The 23776-nt window shown below is 42.6% G+C and carries 23 protein-coding genes, 3 pseudogenes and 1 other annotated feature; of the genes and pseudogenes, 5 read left to right on the forward strand and 21 right to left on the reverse strand.

All coding sequences use genetic code 11. The features are described from left to right. Positions 1-252 precede the first annotated feature (252 nt). A complete protein-coding gene (locus BLV66_RS12630) occupies positions 253-810 on the forward strand; it encodes a cysteine hydrolase family protein (RefSeq protein ID WP_086986408.1) in 558 nt (185 codons plus the stop codon). A 127-nt stretch (positions 811-937) separates the two neighbouring features. Here BLV66_RS12630 and BLV66_RS12635 read toward each other — a convergent pair whose 3' ends face one another. From BLV66_RS12635 to BLV66_RS12650, 4 genes are all read right to left on the reverse strand, one after another. Beyond that, positions 938-1750 (reverse strand): Cof-type HAD-IIB family hydrolase, encoded by an 813-nt coding sequence (locus tag BLV66_RS12635; protein ID WP_086986407.1) that lies wholly within the window; start codon positions 1748-1750, stop codon positions 938-940. After that, on the reverse strand, positions 1747-2508 hold the full coding sequence (locus tag BLV66_RS12640) for a DeoR/GlpR family DNA-binding transcription regulator (protein WP_086986406.1): 762 nt from the start codon (positions 2506-2508) through the stop codon (positions 1747-1749). Before BLV66_RS12640 ends, BLV66_RS12635 begins: the two co-directional genes overlap by 4 nt. 123 nt (positions 2509-2631) lie before the next feature. Then, a complete protein-coding gene (locus tag BLV66_RS12645; RefSeq protein WP_086986405.1) occupies positions 2632-3132 on the reverse strand; it encodes a hypothetical protein in 501 nt (166 codons plus the stop codon). Between the two features lie 116 nt (positions 3133-3248). After that, positions 3249-3818, reverse strand: coding sequence for a TetR family transcriptional regulator (locus BLV66_RS12650; protein ID WP_176974266.1), 570 nt, complete (start codon positions 3816-3818; stop codon positions 3249-3251). A 269-nt stretch (positions 3819-4087) separates the two neighbouring features. Here BLV66_RS12650 and BLV66_RS12655 point away from each other — a divergent pair, with 269 nt between their 5' ends. After that, positions 4088-4891 (forward strand): DsbA family oxidoreductase, encoded by an 804-nt coding sequence (locus BLV66_RS12655; protein WP_218131853.1) that lies wholly within the window; start codon positions 4088-4090, stop codon positions 4889-4891. A gap of 379 nt (positions 4892-5270) precedes the next feature. Here BLV66_RS12655 and BLV66_RS12660 read toward each other — a convergent pair whose 3' ends face one another. Both BLV66_RS12660 and BLV66_RS12665 read right to left on the reverse strand, forming a co-directional pair. Continuing rightward, positions 5271-6593: a PTS sugar transporter subunit IIC gene (locus tag BLV66_RS12660; RefSeq protein ID WP_086986404.1), complete on the reverse strand. Its 1323-nt coding sequence runs from the start codon at positions 6591-6593 to the stop codon at positions 5271-5273. A gap of 144 nt (positions 6594-6737) precedes the next feature. Then, positions 6738-7451 carry a GntR family transcriptional regulator gene (locus BLV66_RS12665; RefSeq protein ID WP_086986403.1) on the reverse strand — a complete coding sequence of 238 codons (714 nt, stop codon included), beginning with the start codon at positions 7449-7451 and terminating at the stop codon, positions 6738-6740. Positions 7452-7627: 176 nt separating this feature from the next. On the opposite strand from BLV66_RS12665, the gene BLV66_RS12670 reads away from it, so the two are divergent. Together BLV66_RS12670 and BLV66_RS15925 are read left to right on the forward strand one after the other, a co-directional pair. Further along, positions 7628-9046 (forward strand): glycoside hydrolase family 1 protein, encoded by a 1419-nt coding sequence (locus BLV66_RS12670; RefSeq protein ID WP_086986402.1) that lies wholly within the window; start codon positions 7628-7630, stop codon positions 9044-9046. Positions 9047-9137: 91 nt separating this feature from the next. Beyond that, a pseudogene (locus BLV66_RS15925) lies at positions 9138-9332 on the forward strand (type II toxin-antitoxin system CcdA family antitoxin); the annotation flags it as partial. 241 nt (positions 9333-9573) lie between these two features. On the opposite strand, the gene mmuM reads toward BLV66_RS15925, so the two are convergent. The 9 genes from mmuM to BLV66_RS12720 form a co-directional block, all read right to left on the reverse strand. Beyond that, complete coding sequence (gene mmuM, locus BLV66_RS12680) at positions 9574-10494, reverse strand: homocysteine S-methyltransferase (RefSeq protein ID WP_086986400.1); 921 nt, start codon at positions 10492-10494, stop codon at positions 9574-9576. Further along, positions 10484-11893 (reverse strand): amino acid permease, encoded by a 1410-nt coding sequence (locus tag BLV66_RS12685; protein WP_086986399.1) that lies wholly within the window; start codon positions 11891-11893, stop codon positions 10484-10486. Before BLV66_RS12685 ends, mmuM begins: the two co-directional genes overlap by 11 nt. Before the next feature lie 56 nt (positions 11894-11949). Next, positions 11950-12177 (reverse strand) — a binding site (T-box leader). A gap of 360 nt (positions 12178-12537) precedes the next feature. Then, entirely contained in the window at positions 12538-13284 is a 747-nt protein-coding gene (locus tag BLV66_RS12690) for an SDR family oxidoreductase (protein ID WP_086986398.1), read from the reverse strand. Between the two features lie 488 nt (positions 13285-13772). After that, positions 13773-14618, reverse strand: coding sequence for an alpha/beta fold hydrolase (locus BLV66_RS12695; RefSeq protein WP_086986397.1), 846 nt, complete (start codon positions 14616-14618; stop codon positions 13773-13775). A gap of 27 nt (positions 14619-14645) precedes the next feature. Further along, complete coding sequence (locus BLV66_RS12700) at positions 14646-15653, reverse strand: NADP-dependent oxidoreductase (protein WP_086986396.1); 1008 nt, start codon at positions 15651-15653, stop codon at positions 14646-14648. 91 nt (positions 15654-15744) lie between these two features. After that, positions 15745-16497 carry an SDR family NAD(P)-dependent oxidoreductase gene (locus BLV66_RS12705; protein ID WP_086986395.1) on the reverse strand — a complete coding sequence of 251 codons (753 nt, stop codon included), beginning with the start codon at positions 16495-16497 and terminating at the stop codon, positions 15745-15747. Between the two features lie 28 nt (positions 16498-16525). Then, positions 16526-17116: a TetR/AcrR family transcriptional regulator gene (locus tag BLV66_RS12710; protein WP_086986394.1), complete on the reverse strand. Its 591-nt coding sequence runs from the start codon at positions 17114-17116 to the stop codon at positions 16526-16528. A gap of 344 nt (positions 17117-17460) precedes the next feature. Further along, positions 17461-18966 carry a glucose-6-phosphate dehydrogenase gene (zwf, locus tag BLV66_RS12715; RefSeq protein ID WP_256327911.1) on the reverse strand — a complete coding sequence of 502 codons (1506 nt, stop codon included), beginning with the start codon at positions 18964-18966 and terminating at the stop codon, positions 17461-17463. A gap of 102 nt (positions 18967-19068) precedes the next feature. After that, on the reverse strand, positions 19069-19707 hold the full coding sequence (locus BLV66_RS12720; RefSeq protein WP_086986392.1) for an NAD(P)H-binding protein: 639 nt from the start codon (positions 19705-19707) through the stop codon (positions 19069-19071). Between the two features lie 259 nt (positions 19708-19966). Here BLV66_RS12720 and BLV66_RS15970 point away from each other — a divergent pair, with 259 nt between their 5' ends. Further along, positions 19967-20131, forward strand: a complete 165-nt coding sequence (locus BLV66_RS15970; protein WP_425445310.1) for a hypothetical protein — start codon at positions 19967-19969, stop codon at positions 20129-20131. 65 nt (positions 20132-20196) lie between these two features. On the opposite strand, the gene BLV66_RS15975 is transcribed toward BLV66_RS15970, so the two are convergent. The 6 genes and pseudogenes from BLV66_RS15975 to BLV66_RS12750 all read right to left on the reverse strand — a co-directional run. Further along, positions 20197-20451: a TMEM175 family protein gene (locus BLV66_RS15975; RefSeq protein ID WP_425445309.1), complete on the reverse strand. Its 255-nt coding sequence runs from the start codon at positions 20449-20451 to the stop codon at positions 20197-20199. Between the two features lie 53 nt (positions 20452-20504). Beyond that, positions 20505-20846 carry a nuclear transport factor 2 family protein gene (locus tag BLV66_RS12730; RefSeq protein ID WP_342746290.1) on the reverse strand — a complete coding sequence of 114 codons (342 nt, stop codon included), beginning with the start codon at positions 20844-20846 and terminating at the stop codon, positions 20505-20507. 135 nt (positions 20847-20981) lie between these two features. Next, positions 20982-21506, reverse strand: a pseudogene (gene fic / locus BLV66_RS12735) (protein adenylyltransferase Fic); the annotation flags it as partial. A gap of 326 nt (positions 21507-21832) precedes the next feature. Next, entirely contained in the window at positions 21833-22636 is an 804-nt protein-coding gene (locus tag BLV66_RS12740) for a gluconate 5-dehydrogenase (protein WP_086986390.1), read from the reverse strand. 24 nt (positions 22637-22660) lie between these two features. Then, complete coding sequence (kduI, locus tag BLV66_RS12745) at positions 22661-23500, reverse strand: 5-dehydro-4-deoxy-D-glucuronate isomerase (RefSeq protein WP_176974267.1); 840 nt, start codon at positions 23498-23500, stop codon at positions 22661-22663. 72 nt (positions 23501-23572) lie between these two features. Beyond that, a pseudogene (locus BLV66_RS12750) lies at positions 23573-23776 on the reverse strand (bifunctional 2-keto-4-hydroxyglutarate aldolase/2-keto-3-deoxy-6-phosphogluconate aldolase); the annotation flags it as partial.

Below are 23776 nucleotides of genomic sequence, written 5' to 3' on the forward strand. Positions count from 1 at the left end.
TGAATATGCCCCAAAATGGGATTCAACACAAAAATGTGTTTGATTTTCTATTGGAAGAATAAAGTTCCTCATCCTTCCCTTCTTAATAGGCTATCATGTCTATTTCAAATTTTCTATTTACGGGGAGTATATGAACAGTATTCTTTGTGAGCAGGGAACATATCTTCCTGAATGAAGATACTAGCTATGCCAAATTAAATATGCATATAATATGCAGTAAATAATAAATTCGAAAAAATAGGGGGTACTATCTTGGATAAAGAAAATAATGCTTTAATTATAATAGATGTGCAAAAAGCCTTTGATGATACAAAGTGGGGAGAGAGAAATAATCTAAATGCAGAAGAAAACATTAGAAAAATACTAGAATTATGGCGAGAAAAAGACTGGCCCATAATATACATACAACACACTTCTGATAATCCCAATTCTGTATTTTATCCGTTGAATGAAGGGTTTGCTATAAAAGAAACTGTCAAACCTGCTGATGCAGACGTAATTTTCACTAAAAAAGTAAATAGTAGTTTTATTGGTACAAATTTAGAAGGGTATTTAAAAGAAAATAGAATATCGACAGTTGTAATAACAGGTTTAACTACACCTCATTGTGTATCAACTACAACAAGAATGAGTGGTAATTTAGGTTTTGATACATATCTGATTTCAGATGCAACCGCAGCTTTTGGGTTGAAGGATCAAAATGATAACTATTATGATGCAGATACTATACATAATATATCGTTAGCTACCCTAAACGATGAATTCGCTACAATTCTTACAACTAATCAATTATGGAATCATATAAAATAGGTTGACCTTATTCACTTGTATAGCTCCCAACGGATTACTGATGATTCTGGTTGTTCCAATATTTCTTCCTTCTCAGAATAATCCAAATGTCGTTTAACTTTTGATATCCTATCTGAATCCGTTACATTTACCCTAAACCCTTTGCCAATGCCTTATAAAAACCATTCTCATCATTCGTATCCGTTACACAATCAGCTGCTTGTTTTACTTCGTCAGGAGCATTACCCATCGCGACTCCTATACCAGCGTGTATGATCATGGGCATATCATTGAAATTGTCACCGATTGCTAAAGTATTTTTTAATTCAACGCCATATTTTTCGCATAAAAAATCGAGTGCTCCTAATTTTGATACTTGATTATTAACGATTTCCAGATAGGTGTCTTTTGATCGGTAGTAGGAAATATTTGATAGTGTTGACCCTTCCAACTCTTCCTCCAGCTTTCGAATGTCATCCGGATTTCCCATGCACAGTATCTTGTGAACAGAAAAATGCTCGTTCAGGAAATCTTCCATTGAGATGGATTCTGGATCCATTTTGGTGATTGCCGCTTCCTGCTTGACCCACTCATCTTCTTGTTCAACGTACCACCGCTCGCCGGAATAGATATTAAAGCTTATTTCCGGAAACTTTGTGGATACTGCTTGATAGAGTTGTAATGCGTCCAGTCGCTCTAAAGTCAGACTATACAGATCAATAAATGACCCATCTGAATATTGTGTGATCAATGCTCCGTTGAAGCAAACCAGTGGTGAAGACAACCGGACTTCATCGGCAATTGAAACCATTGCTGCTGGCGGTCTGGCGGATGCCAGAATGATTTTCGTGCCTTGCTTCACCAAGTCCTGAATGATTTGGATTGCTTCAGCTGTAACTTCATGCTGCGAATTTAACAACGTGCCATCTATATCGCTGAATACCAACTCAATTTTTGTCATAGCGTTTCCTCCTCAAAGATGATCTCGGTTTGATCTCCGAAATAAGCCTGCTGTTTTGATGTCAGAACTTTATCTGTAATGAAGCAATCGACATCCTGGTAATTTGCGCCTTTATACTGCGCTTCTTTACTGAATTTCTGATTTTCAGCAACCAGTACCACTTGCCGACATTGTTTTACCACTTTTTGCTTGATCAAGGCATTGTTAACTTCTTTAAAAAAGATGCCCTCTTCCTCTAAACTTGCTGCTCCGATAAAACAGATGTCAAATTTTATCGCATCGATTTCTTCCAAACTCCGGACCGAAAAGAAAAACCGATCTTCATGATTGAACTCTCCACCCAAAAGATGAACTTTTATTTTTGGATTCATTCCCAATGCAAAGGCATTGTCCAGAGAATGGGTATAAACCGTACACTTTTTGTTTAATTTCTGCGCTGTTAACAATAACGTAGTCGACACGTCTAAAAATAATGTGCTGTCTTCTGCTATTTCTTCTAAAACTCTCTCAGCCATCTGCTCCTTCTCGGGTTTTAATATACCTGCCCGCTCCCCAAAGTTGAATATCTTGGAGCTGTCTTCAGATAACATAATGCCTCCATGCGTACGGACAGCATTTCCGGTTTTTAAGAATTCCAGGATATCACGGCGAGCAGTGTCAGACGAAATATCGAATGCTTCCATTATTTCTTTCTTGGAAAGTCTTTTTCTCTCCTCCAACAGCTGTTGAATCTGCTGGATACGCTCTTCTTGGTACATCTTGCCACCACCTTTGGTTTAATTATATAAGCATTTGTAAGTATTATCAAGTTTATATAAGCGTTTAAGAATGTAAAAAACCAGCACAAACGTTTTTTGGCGTTTGTACTGGTTTTTATTTTTCTATATATTCAGATTAGGGATTTTATTTTTGAACGAAGCGTTACTTTTCAAAATGACTTTTTCTTCGAGTCCGCGGATGAGTCTGCCTTCACTGTCATAGACATGGGCTCGGGCTTTATTGATGTCGGCCATCGCAAGGATGAGCCTATCGCGAATTGGTTCAGGTAATTCGTCGAACAGGAACGATTCTTTGTTCAGATTGTATTTCCCACGCAGCGATTCCACTTCTCCAGCTTTCTTCAGTCGGTACGTTCGTTTGGGCAAGGCGCCTTCAATTATTCGTTTCTCTATCCGATAGACATAATTTTTGTCGTCGTAAACGATTTCGAGAGCGCCGCTGTTGGTGCGGTTATACTGCACATGCTTGTGATTTTCCTTATGAAGTTCCCACCAGGCTTTAATCCCCGCAATCGCCTCTTCCTCAGTTTTATAGCTGCCGTGTTCCTTCCGAATGTTGCCGATGCGATTCTGCCAATAGTTGGTATACACTGTTTGACTCATACAATCCGCCCTTTCGATATTGGTGTAATCGCTATCATTGTATGACTAATCCGGAAAATTTGCAAGGAAATCCGCTTGATCAAGATCGAATTTCCGCCCACAGCATTTCGCGATTTTTAGATTTCGGGACGGAAAGTGATCCCGGAAAGGATGTACGGAATGGATGGCCTGAAGAATTCTTCCGGTGATGCATTCATCCCACTTTTTCGCCATTCTACCGAAGCCCCATAGATTCCCCAGCTTAGGATGGCAGCCGTGATTTTAAGTGTTTCCGTTTCTTTTCTGTCTGCTTTTCTCAACAACATCTTATATAAGATCACTTCTAATTGGTCCCTTATTATGCGCGCTATGGTGTCTTCGTACCCTCTGTAACAGCGCGTGGACAATGATTTTTGGAATTTGGTAATCGTCGAAAAGATCTGAATCAGAGTCTCTTCATCCAACTCCCTGTCTTTGTAAACCTCGTAATTCAGATTGACCAGTAATACTTCCGATAAGACCTTCTCGAGCAAGTCGTATATATCCTGGAAATGATAATAGAAAGTAGCGCGATTGATCATCGCTTCTTCGGTAATGTTTTTCACAGTGATATCACTGAATTCTTTTGTTTCTGAAAGTTTAATAAAAGCATCCATGATCAATTTGCGCGTGCGCAGTACACGGGGATCTATCTTTGGCTGATCCACTTCTTACCCCTCCTACTTTTTAGACAGATTCATCAATATGTCGTATAACCGACAAAACCAAAGAACTATCGGTGTTTGTGTTTTTCATTATGGCTTATAATTCCCTTGTAAAGCAAATCTTTTGAACCATGAATGAGGGGAAATTAAATTGGAAAACAACAATAATATGGCATGCGACTTAGCAACAGGCGTCTGCGGGACTACTGATAATGATGAACTGGAGCTGATTACTTTTACGCAGCCAAAAAAAAACAATCACTCTTTACTACGTGACGGACCCTATCTGCTCCCATTGCTGGGCGCTCGAGCCTGTCCTGCGCCGTTTTATTGAACAGTATGGAGAATACTTCAATTTCCAGACTGTGATGGGTGGTTTACTGGAAAAATGGCATGATGGACCCATCGACCCAGCAAACGGCATATACAAACCAGCCGATGTCGCAGGCCATTGGCGGGAAGTCGGCGTACATTCAAGAATGCCTATCGACGGTTCTTTGATGATTGATAATCCCGTACAATCCTCCTTTCCGCCTTCGCGCGTATTCAAAATCATTCAGCAAAATTATAATGAAGCAAAGGCCTTTGAGTTTTTGCGTCGTGCAAGGGAAGCATTGTTCGTATTCAATCGAAACATTTCTGATAAATCTGAATTGATCAAAATCGTAAATGAGTTTGGCTTGGATGGGGAGAGCATCGTAAATGCATCTGAACAACAAGCCGGCATGCAGTTATTGAATGAGGATTTCGAACTGACCAGAAATTTAGGTGCTCGCGCGTTCCCTACTATTGTCATGATTAACGAAGAAAACCGAGGCATAAAAATCGTTGGAGGCCGACCATTGGAATCTTATGTCGAAGGCTTGCAACAAGTCCTGAATGCGAACGAACTGCAACCAAAACAAGTACTTCCTCTTTCCGACATACTCGACAAAGAGAAACTGCTGTTTTCAAAAGAAATCGAAGTGCTGTACGATGTTGAACCTTCGACTGTTCGGGCTTTTATTGAAAAAGAGCTTTCCCAGGAAAGTTACCGCCTGAAGGAAATCCTGGGAGAAGTCTACATTATTCGATAATCTGAACCTGAATATTTTTGTTATATGACTAGCAACATGGCGGAGCTAATGATCCGGTATTGGGCAGGCCGTGAAAGAAAGCGGCATTCCCAGAGAAGAAATCTGGATTAACACGAAATCGTGACCAAGCGAGTACGGCTAAGGCACGCGGAACAGGAAGAAGTGCTGAGCCAATTTGTACCAGCTGATTAATGGAACAATGATTTTGATAAAAGTAAAACGAAAACCCTCTCTATGCTGTTGTCAGCATGAGAGGGTTTTCGTTTTTATACCTTGATGAAATTCTCAGCAAATACAAAACTTATCATATTTGTTACTCTTAAAAGATTTGTCCGCACTAGACTGAATTAAAATGTTTCCCGGGAATAAAATTTACAATCTATTTCTTCGACATATTTGCTGTAACTTTTTCATCAATACGCAGGAATGGTAAATAGATAAATACACTTACCACAATGATCAAAATTTGCAATATCGATGCGCGCCAATCCCCACCAGTCGCTAAGAAACCTGAAATAACGGGGGGCGTCGTCCATGGAATCAGAACAACAACACGATTAATGAATCCAGCTGCCGTAGCAAAATAGGCAACCGTTAACGAGAAAATCGGTGCTAATACAAAGGGAATAATCAAACTGATATTAAAAACAATAGGAAGCCCAAAAATTATGGGTTCACTAATATTAAAAATTGCCGGCGCAACGGATAATTTAGCAAAATCTTTATAATCTTTCCGACGACTAAAAATAAATATTGCAATCAATAGCGCAATGGTATTCCCTGATCCTCCCATGACAGCAAACGTATCTTTGAACGCCATATTGATGATATGCGGGATTTCTTCTTTGTTTGCATATGCCGCCATATTCTCTTGCATATTTTGAAGCAAGAATGGATCAAGGAGAGAACCAGAGATAACAGCTTGGTGAATACCAAATCCAAAGAATAAGTTTGCTACAGAGGTAATCAATAAGAAACCTGGTAAGCCTGTCGTAACTTTACTTAAAGGACCAATAATAATCGTTGTGATTAATTCATTTACGTCCATATTAAACATGAGATTGATGGCAAAAGAAACAATGGCAAAGGAAGTAACAGTTATCATGATTGGAATTAAGGCATCGAATGATTTTAAAACTGCTGGTGGAATATTTCCAGATAATTTGATTTTTAGTTTCTCGTTACTTGACAGTTTAATAAACAATTCAGTTGCTAACAATCCTACAAAAATACCGACAAACATACCGGATGCGCCTGTATAAGAAACGGGAATGACACCTGTGACTTCGACAGCTTTACTCGCATTTTCTGGTGTAAACATTGTTCTCATAGGTGTTAATACAACGAAAGTTGAAACAGATACAAGAACCGCAGCAATGTGATTTGTATAATTTCTGCTGATGCACATATGATAAGAAACTGCTGCGACAATCAATAGCGTAGTAATACTTAATGTTCCATTCGCAATGGATACACCGATTTGCTGAATAGTAGTCAAGGTCTCTGCACTGACTATCTTACCCATGAAGCCTGTGGGTTCTAAAATGACGTAATTGATTAGCGTCACAAACCCGGCCAACATCATGAATGGCATAAAAGTCGCAAATGCGTCGCGCAAAGTCCGCAAATGAATTTGATTACCCAGCTTTGTCGCAATCATTCCAAACTTTTCAAATATGATATTCTTTTTTTTCTCATCCATATAAACACTCCTTTTTGTCCTTTGTAAGCGATATCCTTTTGCTACAAACCAATAATACAACTCTTTATTATAAAAGTAAACTTCTTTTTTCAAAGTTATATATTTTTGTATAAAAAAACAACCCAGTAGGTCGTTTTCAGATCATTAATTTTCAACGAATACAGCTTCAAAGATGAAATCCTTATATAGGTGCCTGGACAAGGAATACTCAAAAGGGACACCAGTTGACAGCGAAACGACTTTATCTACTTCAATCATAAAATCCCCTTTTTCAATATGTAAGATTCGGGCGTCAAATTCTGTCGCTACATCCCCTTTTATCCATATATGTGAGTCTTTAATTTTCAAATGAAGTTCCTCAGTGATGTACGAGTAGATAGATTTTTTCAAATGTTTGGGTTCAAGTCCTGGGATGATGGACAACGGCATAAATGTCTGCTCGATTGAATACGGTTGATTATCAATAAAGCGACTTCTGATAATATTGTAAACATAATCTTTTGAGCTGATTTTAAGCAGATCTGCTACCTTTTCAGACGGAAGTTCGATTGAAAAATTATGAATTTCAGACTTAACATGCTCTTCTCCCACTACACTAAATAGTCCTTCGTTTGGTCCAAAAACTTTGGAATTATCAATGGGCGCCCTTATAACTTCAGTTCCAAACCCACTTCTGCTTCTTAATACTCCTTCAGAAACGAGCAAATCAAGACCTTTTTTGACCGTGAGTTTGCTTGTTTTGTACTCTTCTGCAAGTTCTCCCCCTGCTGGCAGCTTTTCTCCGATAGAATAATAACCATTCATAATTTTTTCTTTGATGTCTAAATAGATTTCCATATATTTTGGAATCTTTTTCATTACCTATCACCTGACCTTTTAATAAGTATAGTTCACAGTATACTTTAACACAAAACCGGTATAAATTCCTACATAAAAATATAGCTATCTCCAAAAGATATACACTTTTTAAAATAAGTATTTATTTTTATTGGAGGGAGTGTTATTATGATGTTGTCATACAAGGAGGAATAGAAATGAATACACAAAAATTATCTTTCCCGCAAGATTTTTGGTGGGGCTCTGCATGGTCAGCGGAACAGGCTGAAGGCAGAGGAGAAACAGGAAAAGCTGAAACAGTTTGGGAAAGATGGTATAAAGAACAACCTTATCGTTTTTATCAAGGGATAGGTTCAGAAATAACGACTGATCACATCCACCAATACAAGGAAGATGTACAGTTAATGAAACAAACTGGGCATAATTCGTTCCGTGTTTCCATTTCTTGGGCAAGAATGTTCCCGAATGATGGCACTGGAGAAGTGAATCCTAAAGCAATCGCTTTTTATAGAGATCTGTTTGAGGAAATGAATCAAAATGATATTAAGGTTTTTGCAAATCTTTATCATTTTGATATGCCTGCTAAATTGCAAGATAGAGGCGGTTGGGAATCTCGCCAAGTTGTTGATGCATACGTAAATTATGCTGATACGTGTTTCAAAGAGTTTGGTGACTTAGTTTATCACTGGTTCACCTTTAACGAACCGCTTGGCCCTATATTAGGTTCCTATCTGGAAGATTTTCATTATCCCAATATTGTTGATTTTAAAAGAGGCGCTCAAGCTGCTTTCTTTACCATTTTATCTCACGCTAAAGCGGTTGAGGCTTTCAAAAAATATAATCTAACCAGCAAAATTGGTGTTATTCTCAATTTGAGCCCAACATTTCCGAGAAGCCAGAACCCAGCTGACGTCAAAGCTGCTGAAATCGCTGACCTGTTCTATACAAGAAGTTTTCTTGATCCAATGGTTAAAGGAACGTTCCCTGAAAAACTAGTGGATCTATTAAAGGATCATGATCAAATGCCTGTCGATTTTACAGAATCAGATTTGGCATGTATCGCTGAAAACACTGCACAAATATTAGGATTGAATTACTATGAACCACGTCGTGTAAAAGCTCGGCTAACAGCGGTTAACACAGAAGGTCCTTTTTTCCCAGAGTGGTTCTTTGAAAATCACATTATGCCCGGACGCCGGATGAATGAATACAGAGGCTGGGAGATTTATGAAAAAGGCATCCACGATTTATGTATGGATATTAAAGATAATTACGGTAATATTGAATCGTTCATTTCTGAAAATGGTATGGGTGTTGCAGACGAAGAACGCTTTATGGATGAGAATGGACAAGTCATTGACGCATATCGTATTGCGTTCATCAAAGACCACTTGGCTTATTTATGGAAAGCAATTGATGACGGATGCAACATTAAGGGATACCACTTATGGACATTCATCGATTGCTGGTCTTGGATTAATTCTTACAAAAATCGTTATGGGCTAGTTTCTTTAGATTTAGCAACTCAAAAACGTACAATCAAGAAAAGTGGAGAATTTTATAAAAAACTAAGTGATGAAAATGGTTTTGATTATGACGTGGATTTGTTCGTGTAGACATTCGTGGTCGGTAGTCATCGCAGTCATTGGTGTCATTTCTGGAACTAGAGGATAAACAAGATTCCTCATTGCTACACCCATAGACATCCTGCAAAAACAATATCCCAGTAAAATTGTCGCTCTGATTGGAATTGATCTGGCTGCATACAGCCTGAAATATCATTCCAAAACGATCAGAAAAAATGTGACCATCCCCGAATGGTTGGCTGATTTGGCATCTGAGGAGAACATCAATTTTTCACAGACTCTAACGGATGCTTTGAAGGAAAAATTGCGGGTATGATTCCGCCCTGCTCTTCTCCGGTTAGGCTGTTTTCATCGAAGTTGGGGTTCGTTTTCCTTGCCCACTTCCGATTAGCCAGCTCTAACCGGAGGTGAACAGCATTTGGATCGCCCAATCTCCGGCGAAACGCCCCTCGCCGGAGATCGGAGATAGCAAACGGTAAAACACAAAAACCTATCATCCTCTTGTTTGTGGGATGATAGGTTTATTTTTACTGATTTCGATAAATAACTGATACCTACTAAAGAACTGCAGCGAAGGTTTCCTTCAACAGCTTGATTTCTTTGGCTGATGTGCAGCAACAGCCGCCGATCCATTTGCAGCCCAATCCGTGCCACTTCAAAGCTTCATTTGAGAACACTTCGTCCACCGCATGACTGTGTGTCCATACTTTTGTCGTGGCATCGTATGTCGCTCCCGAATTTGGATAAGCGACCAAAGGCTTTGTCGCAATTTCCTTCAGATATTCCAAAGCCGGCAAGACCAAATCAGGCTGCACGCAATTGACGCCGTAAGCAATGATTTGCTCGGACGACTCTGCCAATAGCTGGAATACACGCAGATCGGTACCGTCACATAAATGGTGCGCGTCGTTCAAGGTTACCGTCAGCCAGGCTGAAGCCTTGGGATGTTGGACCAGCAATTCAATCAGAGCCTGAATTTCCGTTAAATCCGGAATGGTTTCGATGGCCAGCAGATCAGCCCCTGCTTCCAGCAACAGTTCTAGCCTTTCACGGTGGAAATCAACCAATTCGGTTTGCGCCAGACCGTAATTGCCCCGATACTCAGAGCCGTCCGCCAAATAGGCACCGTATGGCCCGACCGAAGCCGCCACCCATTTTTCTTGTGTGCCTTGGCTTTTTGTCTGGGCTTGTTTCGCAAGCTCGACCGTTCTTTTGATCAAAGCTCGGCTTTCCTCGGTTGTGTGGCCCAAACGCTCAAACCCGGCTACCGTCGCTTGATAGCTCGCTGTGATGGCAATGTTTGCCCCTACATCGTAATAGTTCTGATGCACTTTTTCGATTTTATCCGGTTCATTCACTAATGCTTTTGCGGTCCATAACGCGTCATTCAGGTCCAAGCCTTGTTCTTCCAGCCCTAGGGACATGGAGCCATCGATGAGGATTACTTTTTGATTCTTTTGCCACTCTTTAAAATTCATCGGTAAGCTCACCTACCTCTGGATTTCCGACTACTACGGAAGCCTTTTTGCTGAAGAATAATTGGTAATAAAAGAAGCACAAGATTGTGAATGGAATGCCGATGATCAAGGCAATCCGCTGGTTCGGATCAAAAGCGATGCCGATGATCGATACGGAACAAAGGATAATGACGAGCCAAGGAACAATCGGATAGAATGGCGTTTTGTAATCCAATGCCTCAAGCTTATGACCCGATTTCAGGTACTGCTTTCGGAAATTCAATTGTGCCCAAGCGATGCTCAACCAAACCGCCACGACAGCGAATGCCGAGATGGAAACCAAAGCCAAATACACGGTGTCTGCGGAATAAATGCTGGAAAACAGCGAGAGCAGTCCGCCCAAAATGGTCAGCAGCAACCCATAGATCGGCAAGCCGCGCTTGGATAATTTGGCGAAGCGTTTCGGCAACGTTCCTGCATTGGCCAGCGACCAAAGCATTCTTGATGCTGCGTAAACACCTGAGTTTGCGCCGGAAAGAACTACAGTAATCAGGACGAGGTTCATGATGTCTGCGGCGTAGGGGATACCCATCAAATTCAGGATGACGGTCACTGGACTTTCATCCAAGTTAGCCGCAGAATCCGGAAGTAGCACACCGATCACAACAATCGTCCCGATGAAAAGAACCACCAGAATGACGATTGTCTGCAGGATTGCTTTCGGGATATTTTTCTTGGGGTTTGTCGTTTCGCCAGCGGCTACGCCGATCAATTCCGCTCCGGAAAAAGCGAAGTTAGCCGACAGTATCGCCAAGAATACGGATCCTGCGCCTTTCGGGAACCAACCATTTTCCGTCAAATGGCTGAAAAGTGGTGCTGACGAATTTCCTTCAATCGGTATAAATCCAAAAATACCACCCAGACCCAGGATAAGGAAAATTGCCAGTGCCAGCACTTTGATCAATGACATCCAAAATTCGCTGACGGAAAACCAATGCACATCAATAATGTTTGAGAGTAAAATAATGCCTATGAAAAAGATGCACCAGACCCAAGTAGGAATGCCAGAAAACCAACGTTGCGATAAAATCGCCAAAGTGATGAATTGCGATCCCAATGCCACTGTCCACGTTAACCAATAAAGCCAAGCCACCACGAAACCTGCTCCGGGATGGATATATTTTGAAGCGTAGTTGTGGAATGAACTCGTACTAGGCTCGTGAACCGACAATTCGCCCAAGCACATCATGACCAACGTCACCAAAAATGCCCCGATCAAATATGCAATGATTGTTCCGATCGAACCCGTCGTTTGAATCAAATACCCCGAACTCAAAAAGATTCCGGTTCCTATAACTCCACCCAATGAAAGCATAACTAAATGCTTTGATGTCATTTCCCTTACAAATGATTGCTCCATAAAATTTTCCCTCCAAAAATGTATTAAAAATATATAAAAAAAAGCACTCCCCCTATAGAAAGGGCGAATGCTCGCGTTACCACCTTTGTTCATAATCAAAAAGATTATCTCAGCAAGGGACTGTCATCCCTTCACGCGCTATCGGGCGTAACCGTCACCTGCTAAGTTTCCCTCACATGCGATAACTCAAAGACCATTTTCGCTAATTCCGAAACATCTGCTTTCACCATTCGCAGACTCGCTGTGGATTCTTTCTTAACTACTTTTCTCATCAAAGTTTCATATATTTTTAATAAATATACAAGAATCATCGGCGGTTGTCAATTAATTTGTGAAATATTTTGTGCTTACTTTCATTCTTGTTGTTTTGGGATGGTGTTGTGATGGTTTTGTGTGGCGGCGGCCGGAGATGGCGGTCCGTTCTTACGCTGTCATCCGGCCAAGCGGTTGTGGCCGGAGCTACGGTACAGATCACGTCGCTCTGCTCCGGGGGGGAGGCCTTCGTCGGAGGACGGGTTCGCAATCAACTGCTCTCCTCCGTACAGTCATTCCCTCACCGGAGGAGAGCAACCAGGTATTATAAAACAGCAAGCCCGCTGCACCGAAATGAAACGGCGCAGCAGGCTTGCTGTTACTCATCTTTATTACCAAGGCTGAATTGTCGGTCCGATGGTAAACTCGTTTACGTTGGTATCCTCGGGCTGATCGATCGCGAAAGCGACCACATTGGCTACCCGATCTGGGCTGATGCCATACTGTTTATAAATGATCCCCATATCTTTGGCGATCTTATCGTCGCTGATGGTTTCCAGCAATTCCGTGTTGATTGCGGCCGGATAGATTGTGGCCGTTCTGATGTTGGTGCCCTCCATCGCGGATTCCATGCGCAGCACTTCCATCAGATCGCGAACTGCCCATTTTGTGGCGCCATAAACTGCTCCGCCTGGATATGCTTTAAGGCCCGCAACAGATGATGTGGTGATGACATGACCGGATTTCTGTTTCACGAATTCTGGCAGGACCGCTTCGATCCCGTTAAGCACGCCTTTGATGTTGACGTCCACCATCAGATGCCAGTCCTTTGTTTTCAGCTTCGATAAAGGCGAATTCGGCATCACGCCCGCATTCAGGAAAATGACATCCACTCTACCAAATTTTTCTTTTGCCAGATCGACCAGTTTTTTATTGTCTTCGATTTTGGTGACGTCCGTAACGTGGTAAACAGCTTCCCCGCCAGCCTGAACGATTTCATCAACCAATTTCCGCAAATGCTCTTCTCTGCGCGCTCCCAAAACCAACTTGGCTCCTTTACTCGCCAACAGTCGCGCTGTCGCCTCGCCGATCCCTGAAGAAGCTCCCGTGATGATTACTACTTTGTCTTTGATTGCCATTATCTTCATCCTTTCCGTCTTGACCCGGAGTATTCCAATAATAATCGAACAGTCGCACTCTCTTGCCAGCGGTATGTTCATTTCTATTATACCACCGGGTACTTGTTATAGGCTTATTAGAACCTTACTCCTTAACCTCAAGGTGAAGTCAAGGGATAGCAGTTGGAAATTCAGAGCGGTGTCCTCCGATGAATAGGCTCTCGCCGGGAATTCGGCTTCATATTTGAAACCATCATTACCGCAAACCACAAAAAGGAGTGCTCAGCTGGTTGGCGAGCACTCCTCTATTACTTAGTGAAGCTCGTTTGCCTTCGCTGTCCTCCGGTGAAGGGGCTTTGGTCGGAGCTGGGATCTTGTTCGCTGACTGTTCTCCGGTTAACCGGTCCCCACCGGAGTACAGCACCGGTATCTCAGCTCTCCTCCGGCCAGCAGCTCCTCACCGGAAGAGAGCTACTACAAATCCTCTATTGCCAAAATTTAACCATGGACTACTTGTCTAAAAATCCTATCACTTCTTTTATGAATTCTTCATGGTATTGAAAGATTGAGCCATGACCAGCGTCTTTATAAATCACAAGTTTACTGTTTGGGATTCGTTGAACCAAATCATAAGAATTCTCAGTCGGTACCATCCGATCCTCATCACCATTTACGACTAGCGTCGGTTGCGTTATTTTTGACAGATCCGCTGGATTTGCTTTACCCCAATGATTGATTGCTCTAAGTTGTGTGTGGTATCCCTTTAAGCTGATCATTTTGTCTCGATCATGCTTCCGTTCCTTTATCCTTGTAAGGAATTCTTTTGCTTTTCTTTTTCCATTTGAGGTATAAGGAAAGAATAAATATGTTTTCACATCTGTTAATGTGAAAATAGCGCGCACTAAATCCTGGTTAGAAATTTTTGTTACATTTTCAATCCCTTTTCCACCACGAGGACCCGTTCCGGTTAAAATTACTTTCCTAACTAGAGTTGGTTCAAGTTTCAAGAGTTCTTGAGCGATCATTCCCCCCATAGAAAGGGACAGAATATCAATCTGCTTAAACCCAAGTGCTTTGATAAAAGCTATCGCATCTTCGGCCATTTCTTTTATCGTACCCGGCACCTGTCCACTGGATAGGCCTACACCTTTGTTATCGAACGTAATCACCCAATGATGTTTTGCGATGCCGTCGATAATTCTTGGATCCCAGCTATCGAGATTCGCAGATAAATGTGTGAAGAAAACAATGGGAATCCCTGTTTTTCTTCCTAGTTCCCGATACGCATACGTTATTCCATCAGCCGCTCGGATGCTTTTATTCGGCGCGTGAATATATGTCCCACTTTCTTCCATACTTGTACGTCCTCATTTCTGTTTTTATCAATCGGAAATCTTGATGACAACTTTCCCTTTTGGATGTCCACTCGCTACCAGATGCAAGGCTTCATTCACTTGATTTAATGTAAATTCAGTCGGATCGACAGCCGGGATAATATTATTTTCTTCTATAATTTTTGAGATTTCTTCCAATTGTGAACCATCAGAACGAACAAATATAAAACGATACTCGACGCCATGTTTTTTAGCTTTTTTATCAAATTTCGCCCCTGCTAGAGCGAATAGCAGTTGTTTCCACTTTGGAAATCCATGATCTTTTGCAAACTGTTTATTTGGCCCAGTTCGTAGGCTCAGCAATCTTCCTCCGGGTTTGATTACCGACAATTCCAAATCAAATTCAGCAGCACCGAGTGTATCAATGACAAAATCCACTCCCTTTAATATTTCCCAATAGTTTTCTTTCGTGTAATCAATGTATTGGGTCGCACCGGCAGCGAGAATCTGTTCACGAGCAGCGGGATTCCCTGATACGATGACATTCAGTCCCATGGCTTTGGCTATCGGAACAGCCATTTGCCCGAAACTCCCTGATCCACCTGGGATAAAGACTGTTTGTCCAGCTTTAGCATTTAGTTCTTCATGCAAGCCTTGGTACGCTGTCAGGCCAGTTAAAGGAGCAGCTGCCCCTGTAACTAAGTCGAGATTCTTGGGCAAATGCCAAATTGCTTTAGCATCCACCGCGACATATTCAGCAAAAGCACCTATTTTGTCCAACGGAAGTCTTGTATAAATCGCATCATCTTTCTTGAATCCTGAAACAAGTTTTCCGACCTCAGCAATGACTCCAGTCAGCTCATTGCCGATCGTCAAAGGCATATCGTAATCTTGAATGAGTTTGACGCTTCCTGTGATGTTCAATATTTCCAAATGATTGACAGCGGCTACCTTTACTTTCACCAAAACCTCGTGATCACCAATCTCCGGAACAGGAATTTCTACAACTTGCGTTTCAATTATTTTCGAGTATTTTTTGATTTGGACTGCTTTCATATCAACATCTCCTTTGCTTTATGTACTGGTGATGACGCCATTCAAGAACGACCATTCTCAAAAGAGCCAAAAAAAAATGGATGCTCAGTGGTTAAAAATTTTCTAGAATCGGATAAATTTGATCCCTTAATCCAAATTCATAATTACCATCAACGAGGCCAATGACTTTATCGCTGTCGTAAACGTCCATCATAAACCCTGCCATTTCTTTTGCTGTATGAAATTTATCAAAGGTTGATCTGTAGTCAAAGTTTTGAACATTTTTTGCATTGTCCACAAATTCTGTTTCCGTCATGGCTGGCGCCAATATTTTTGCTGTCAATTTTGCATTTTGCAGTCTGAGTTCGCCGGCAAGACCTTCTGTAAAAGCACTGACATAATATTTTGAAGCGGAATAAACAACACTTCCTAGAGAAATAGCATATCCTAAAGCAGATGAGACATTGATCAATTGGGAGCCTTCGACATTAGCATAGTCTCTCGCGTATAAGGTCGACAAAATTGTTAACGAATCAATATTCACCCTTAAAAGCTTCTCTACCTTATCTAAGTTTTCATCGATTATCATTGAGGAATCCCCTAATCCGGCATTATTGATCCATGTCTCAATTTGATAATCCTTTAAAGTTTGATACAAATCATGGGCTTGTTTTGTATCAGACAAGTCACTTATTTGTATAATGACATCCAAGTCAGAATTGATGCTCTTGATCGTTGCCTTAAGTTCTTCCAGTTTAAACCCTCTTCTGGCGACCACAATCAGGTTCTTACCACGTCTAGCGAATGCTAATGCTGTTTCGTACCCAATCCCTGAACTGGCACCGGTGATAACTGTGTATTTCATAGTTGGTTTCTCCTTTGAATTTTTCAGATTATTTTGATGGATTATTTTTCAATATAGATAGCGTCAGATCAATCGTCGAATCGAACTCTTTTGGATCTGCTGTGATTTTCACTAATACTCTGACGCCAATAAGCGCATTATGGATAAAATGTGAGAGTTCACTGATATCAAACGAACGGTCAACTTCCCCTCTTGCTTTTCCTCTAATCAATAGATCCGCTATCAAATTTTCGGTCTGCTTGAAAGCGGACTTTATTCTTTGAGAAACATCATTATCAAGCAAGGACAACTCTACTGCCGTATTCACCATCAAACATCCCTTCGGATAGGTATTATCAGAGTAGACTGCCAGTTCAAATATTTTTCTGATGGATTCAACAGTGGTCATCTCTTCCGTTATCTGTTTCCTAATCTGGGAAGCGACAAGCGATTCATAGCGTTCCAAAGTTTGTACAAAAAGAGAATGCTTATCCCCAAACGTATCGTATAAACTCCTGCGATGGATTCCCATCTGATCCACCAAATCCTGAATCGAGGTTTTTTCAAATCCTTGTCTCCAAAAGATTTCCATCGCTCTATCCAAAGCCTGTTCTTCATTAAATTCTTTACTTCTAGCCAAGTTATTTCCTCCTTTCAAAATCTGATCCTAATTCTAGAATGAACGTTCTCAATACACAATACCACTTCTCGTTTGATCCGTAAAGAAAATCATCATACCGAAAACCACAAAAAGGAGTGCTCAGCTGGTTGCTGAGCACTCCTTTGTTATTATTTGGTGAAGCTCGTTTGCCTTCGCTGTCCTCCGGTGAAGGGACTTTAATCGGAGATGAGTTTTTGCTCGTTTAGCTGTTCTCCGGTTAACCGATCCACACCGGAGCACAACACCGGTATCTCCGCTCTCCTCCGGCCAGCAGTCCCTCCCCGGAGGAGAGTCTGCCCGGTCACAAGGACAAACAAACGGATCTATTCCTTCAGCAACCCGCGCTCGCGGTACCACTCGTCCGGTTTCCAGACCCACTGGTGGTTTTCTTTTTTCAACAGATCAAATGCTTCTTTTGGTCCCATTGTTCTTGCGGCATACTTCGGAATTTCTTCATTGCCGCGGTCCCACGTTTCACGGATCGCATCGATGATTCTCCATGATTGCGCGACTTCTTCCCAACGCGCAAAATTGGTAGCATCTCCCAAAATCACATCATAGATCAGACGCTCATACGCTTCTGGCGTATTCTCCATCATCTCGCTATCATGGCGGTACTCCAATTTGATCGGCTGCGTATTGAATCCTTGCCCGATTTCTTTCCGGTTCATAGTCAAAGCAAAACCTTCTGTTGGCTGGATATAAATGGTCAGATCGTTTGCCGGGACAGCTTTCTCAGCATCAAATGGATTGACGGGAACTTTTTTGAAAACGATATTGACGCGCGTTCCTTTTTCCGTCAGGCGTTTTCCGGTGCGCACATAAAAAGGCACTCCGTTCCAACGCGGATTGTCGACCATGAATTTGCCGGCTACAAACGTTTCCGTCCTCGAATCGCTTGCGACATTCGGCTCTTCTTTATATGCAACAAATCCCTGATCACCCAAACGACCTGCCGCATACTGCGCTCTGACGAAATTTTCGCGGACTTCTTCCGGCGAATAGATACGCACATCATTCAGTGCTTTGATTTTGGCTGTTTGGATATTCGCTTCGGATACGGAGGCTAACGGTTCCATCGCCAACAGAGACAATACTTGCAGAATATGGTTTTGGACCATATCCTTCAAAGCCCCACTGTGGTCATAGTAGCCGCCGCGCTCTTCCACGCCCAATTCCTCGGCAAAAGTGATCTGAATATTTTCGATATAATCACGATTCCACGAGGATTCCAGGAACGGATTCGTCAAACGGACGGCCAAAATATTTTGGATCATCTCTTTGCCCAAATAGTGATCGATCCTGAAAATATCCTCTTCCGGGAACACTTGCGTGATCTGGTCATTCAATTTCTCAGCTGAATCATAATCCATCCCAAATGGCTTTTCGATTACGACGCGGTTGAAGCCGTTTTCCGTCACAATCTGCTGACCTTTCAGATGCGTCACGATTGGCCCAAAAAATTGCGGCGCCATCGCCAGATAATACATACGGTTCTGATCCAAATCATATTTCGCATCTAATCTGTCAGCCAACTCTTTGAGATGAACGTAATGCTCTACATCGGAAACATCATGCGCACGATAATAAAAGTGGCTTAAAAAAGCAGCTTTTTCCGCTTCTGTTGGCTGGAATGATTGAATCGATTCCGAAACCACATCCCGAAAATGCTCGTCGCTCCACTCTCTTCTTGCCGTCCCGATCACCGCGAAACGTTCTGCCAATGCACCGCTTCGAAATAATCGGAAAAATGAAGGATATAACTTTCTTTGGGCTAAATCACCTGTCGCGCCGAATAATACAATCAATACTGGATTTGTTTTTACCACCTTATCGCCTCCTACATTACTTAATATTTCCATAATACCATGATTAGCGGAAAGTTCCTTCACTCTTAGAGAATTTGAGCAACTGAAAAATCAAAAATATTTTTAATAAAACGATGGTTTCGGGAAATCAGTGTTGGGTTCGCTGACGCCCAAGCTTTTGTTTGAATAGACAGCGGGATTTTCGATGATGTCTATGATTAGACGAGCAACTGCTTGGCGAGCCACTTGCGCACCGATGAAAGGTTCACCTTTTTGGCTGACCCTATACTTTTCGTTGCCATCCTGATTGTAAAGCCAAGTCAAGCGCAGCAAAGTATAATCTATCCCGGAATCTTCAATGATCTTCGCTGATTCTTTATGACGGTTCGTGCCCGTGCGGCCGACCATACGGGCATTCCATTTCCCAAACTCGCCGATCACTTCATCATAGATCCCAAGAATTGTTGCACCTATTATTTTCGTAACGCCGGATTTTTCAGCGGTATCCACAATCGTTTGAGTGGCATCCAGCGAATTCATGTCATTCAGATAAACAATCGAGACGTCTTTCATAGCTTCCAGCAACTTTACGGAATCATTGAAATCCCCGTCTAGGATCGTGATTCGGCTTGGGTCACTGTTGGCGATTCGTCTGTTGGCATTACGGGCATACAGTACTAATTCTGCCTCAGTTTCCTGCAACAACTTTCCCGTCACCATTTTCGAAATTTGTCCTGCTGCACCTAAAATCAATATTTTCATGTCAAAATCCCCTTTTCATATATTCGATATCCTCAGTGTAGACCCTGAAGTTCACTCCAAGTCAATCATAAACTTTTCAGTAGAGCTGTTCATTTCAAAGAGGTGCCACTGAATTCGGATTGTAGTACGAAAAAAACACTTCCTGATAATCAGGAAGTGCCTTTCTTATAAATGTTCCACTTCTTTCATATGTGCGGGCAGAGCAAGGAACACTGCAACCAGCAAAACACTGATCATCATTGCAGGCGGGTAAACGGTAATGGCGATGATGAAGCCGATGCCTTTTATGATCAAATCGATGGTCAGCCATCTTTTCCTGAAGGAAATTTTGCTCCTGAGCACCTCATTTTCAGCATTCGCCTTCACCAGCGAATCGCTCAACAAGATATTGCTGAAAGTGGTCAGCACAACGATGACGCCGTAAAACCCCTGGGCAAAGGCATTGTCGAAATGATTGCTGACGATTTTCGTGACATAGGGAAAGAGCGACTAGAAAAAGAGGATGGAAAGGTTGTACCAAATGACCGGTATGGATATTTTTTCAACATTTTGCCATTCATTGTGCAAGCCGATCCACATGGTTCCCAACCAGAAAAAGGAAAGCGTGTAAGCCGAATAGCTGCCCTTAAGCGCCCATAACCCCTGCAAACTGAGGGTCTCCGGCTCCTGTAACTCCAAAACCAAAATAGTCATGATGATAGCCAGAATAGCATCCGTAAAAGCGATCAACCTATCCTTATTCATATAAATTTCCCCTTTGTTTTTGCTGGATGAAATTTGATGAAGTGCAGAAAGCTTTAATAGGTACTGGCCTCTTGTCGAACAATCAGCCATTCCCCATTTCGCTTTTCAAAATAATTTTTAATTTGAAGTCTCCACGTGTGTCTTGATCCGTAGATGCGCGCATCCACTTTGCTTTGACCAATAAAACTGGCTTTATTGCCCTCAATCTTGATGTTCTTGATATTCTCTTCAGTGATTGAATAATAGCGCATCTGTTCGCTTTTAATTTGAGCAAACCATTCATTTTTAGTTTGATCATACCCGGTCATATGGATCAAGTGCATGTCGTCCGCAAGAATATGATCCAGCTTGTCTATGTCTTTGGTAACCATCGCTTGACTCACCGCGCGGTACAATTCAATAATTTGTTGTTAATCCATGTTCATTTCCTCTTCTCTTGTTTCTATAGTCGTCGAATCTTTATGATTAGTGCAAGTATAGAACTTGGAGTTGACTACAAGTCAAGAGTAAATGATATTTCACCTTTACAAATCATCGATGGATGAATTCAAAGCATTGCTGATCAAGAATCTAATTTCCAAGTCATTTACAGGACTGCGTTCCATGGCAGAAAGATAATCGTCCTTATTGATCTGGTTCCAATCTACAACTTTCCTCAGTTCTTTCTTTAAAATCAGATCCAACCAGATGCGTGCACTCCGGCCATTTCCATCTCGAAAAGGATGAGCGATATTCATCTCAACATATTTCGCTACAATTTCCTCGATAGTGGATTGCGGCATACTGCCAATGTGATCCAAAGAAACTTCCAAGTGCATACTGGGTGCAAATCTGAAGTTTTCCTTGGAAATATTCAAGATACGGGTCTTTCCCGCAAAATCATAAATATCATAAAACACATATTTATGAACCGCTGCTAACCCTTTATATGTTCCGAATTCTAAATTTTTGATACCGCCTGAATCATATAAACGTTTAGCGTAAGTTTTACTGATCCGTTCTTCCATTTTCACAAACTCAACTTGGTTTGTGATTCCCAATTTGTTATCTAACATGCTTAGACTCCTTTCATCCGCTTATTTCTCTGTTATCACTGTTCTAGTCTATCGTCTGAATGTCGTCTAAGCCAAGAAGGGATTGCTGTTCTCCGGCTAGGCGCACCTAGTCGGAGATGCGTCAGCATTTCCCCGTCCTTCTCCGTCAAGGCAGTCTTCGTCGGAGGTGAGGTGTGCATTCCATCATCTCCTCCTGCCAGAAGGTCTTTCCCCGGAGATCCGGTCGAAACTGCAGCATCGGCATCAGCAGATCATCAGCCTCTTCATTCAACACCAACCCAAAAAAGCACCCCTGCCGTCCGGTAGGGATGCCCACATATATGCTCTTAAGGTTGTTTTCCGATGTAAGCCAAGATGCCGCCGTCGACGTACAGTACGTGGCCGTTGACAAAGTCCGAAGCGTTGGACGCCAGGAAGATCGATGGGCCAGCCAAGTCGATCGGTTCGCCCCAGCGTTCGGCTGGTGTGCGGCCGACGATGAATTGGTCGAAGGGGTGGCGTTCGCCGTTTTCCTGCAGTTCGCGTAGTGGCGCTGTTTGCGGCGTCGCGATGTAGCCAGGTCCGATGCCATTGCACTGGATGTTGTATTGGCCGTATTCGGATGCGATGTTTCTTGTCAGCATCTTCAATCCACCTTTAGCAGCAGCGTAGGCGCTGACGGTTTCGCGCCCGAGTTCACTCATCATCGAACAGATGTTGATGATTTTACCGCTGCGTCTTGCGATCATGTCCGGAAGCACAGCTTTGGCCATGATGAAGGGTGCAGTCAGGTCGATGTCGATCACTTGGCGGAAGTCCGCCACGGCCATTTCGATCATCGGTGTACGCTTGATGATGCCGGCATTGTTTACCAGGATATCCACGGAGCCGACGTCCTCTTTAATCTGTTTGATCATTGCTTGTACGCCCGGTTCGTCGGTCACGTCGCAGACATAGCCGCGCGCTTCGATGCCGATAGCTTTATAATTGGCGATCCCATCATCCACCGATTTTTGGTCCAAATTATTGAAAACGATCGTTGCACCGGCCGCAGCCAATGATTTCGCGATCTCGAAGCCGATTCCATATACCGCACCCGTGATGAGTGCCACTTTTCCGTCCAAACGGAACATATCCATATTAACGTCCATGCGTATCCCTCTTTCTTGTTTCGTTTATTTTAATTGGTCCATCGGAACCATATCCATGTCAGTGTAAGTGATGTTTTCGCCGCACATCGACCAGATGAACGAGTAGTTGCTGGTTCCTACGCCGGAGTGGATGGACCAGCTTGGAGAGATCGCAGCCTGTTCATTGCCCATGACCAAGTGTTTTGTTTCATCCGGTTTGCCCATCATGTGGAAAATGCGCGTGTCTTTTTCCATATCGAAATAGACGTAGGCTTCCATTCTGCGCTCGTGCGTATGTGTCGGCATCGTGTTCCAAGCGCTGCCTGGCTCCAAAATCGTGTAGCCCATCTGCAATTGGCAGCTTTCGCAAATATTCGGATGGATGTACTGGTAAATTTTGCGCTTATTCAGCGTCAGCGGTTCGCCGGTTTCCATCGGTTTGATGTTGTCGATGCTGATTTTCACGTTCGGATGTTTGTGGTGCGCCGGCACGGAGCTGATGTAGAATTTGGCCGGATTGGCTGCATCTTCGGATGTGAAGACGACTTGGCGCGTCTCTTTGCCGATGTAGTAACCGTCTTGTTTTTTCATCTCTTCTTTTATACCATCGATCTCGATATGGCCCGGTCCGCCGATGTTGATGACGCCCATCTCACGGCGCTCCAGGAAGTAATCGACGCCCAATTCTTTGTCCAGGACGATCTCCAATGCTTTATCTGTTGGAGTGACGCCGCCGAAGATCATGCGGTCATTGTGTGTGTACGTCAGGCTGATTGCGCCCGGTACAAAAACTTTCTCGACCAGAAATTCCTTGCGCAGCTGTTCTGTCGAGTAATGACGGATATCCTCCGGACTATGTGTATAACGTGTTTCCATGTTTTGCATGTGATGATCCCCTTTGTTTTGTATTTCGTGTTGTTTGTTTGATAGAAGCTTGCGCTTCACTCTGAACCTTTTTTACTTCCCTTTAATCTCGGCAAACTTATCCGCGTATTGCCTTGCCACTTCGGTCACTTTATCGAAGTCACCGGTTGAGGCTGGTGCCAACAAGTTGCCGCCGACACCGACCGCGATGACGCCGGCATCGAACCATTCCTGCATGTTCGCAAGGCTGACGCCGCCTGTCGGCATCAAGTTCAGGTGCGGCATCGGCGCTTTGAA

The organism is Trichococcus collinsii (assembly GCF_900107505.1).
Classification (GTDB): Bacteria; Bacillota; Bacilli; order Lactobacillales; family Aerococcaceae; genus Trichococcus; species Trichococcus collinsii.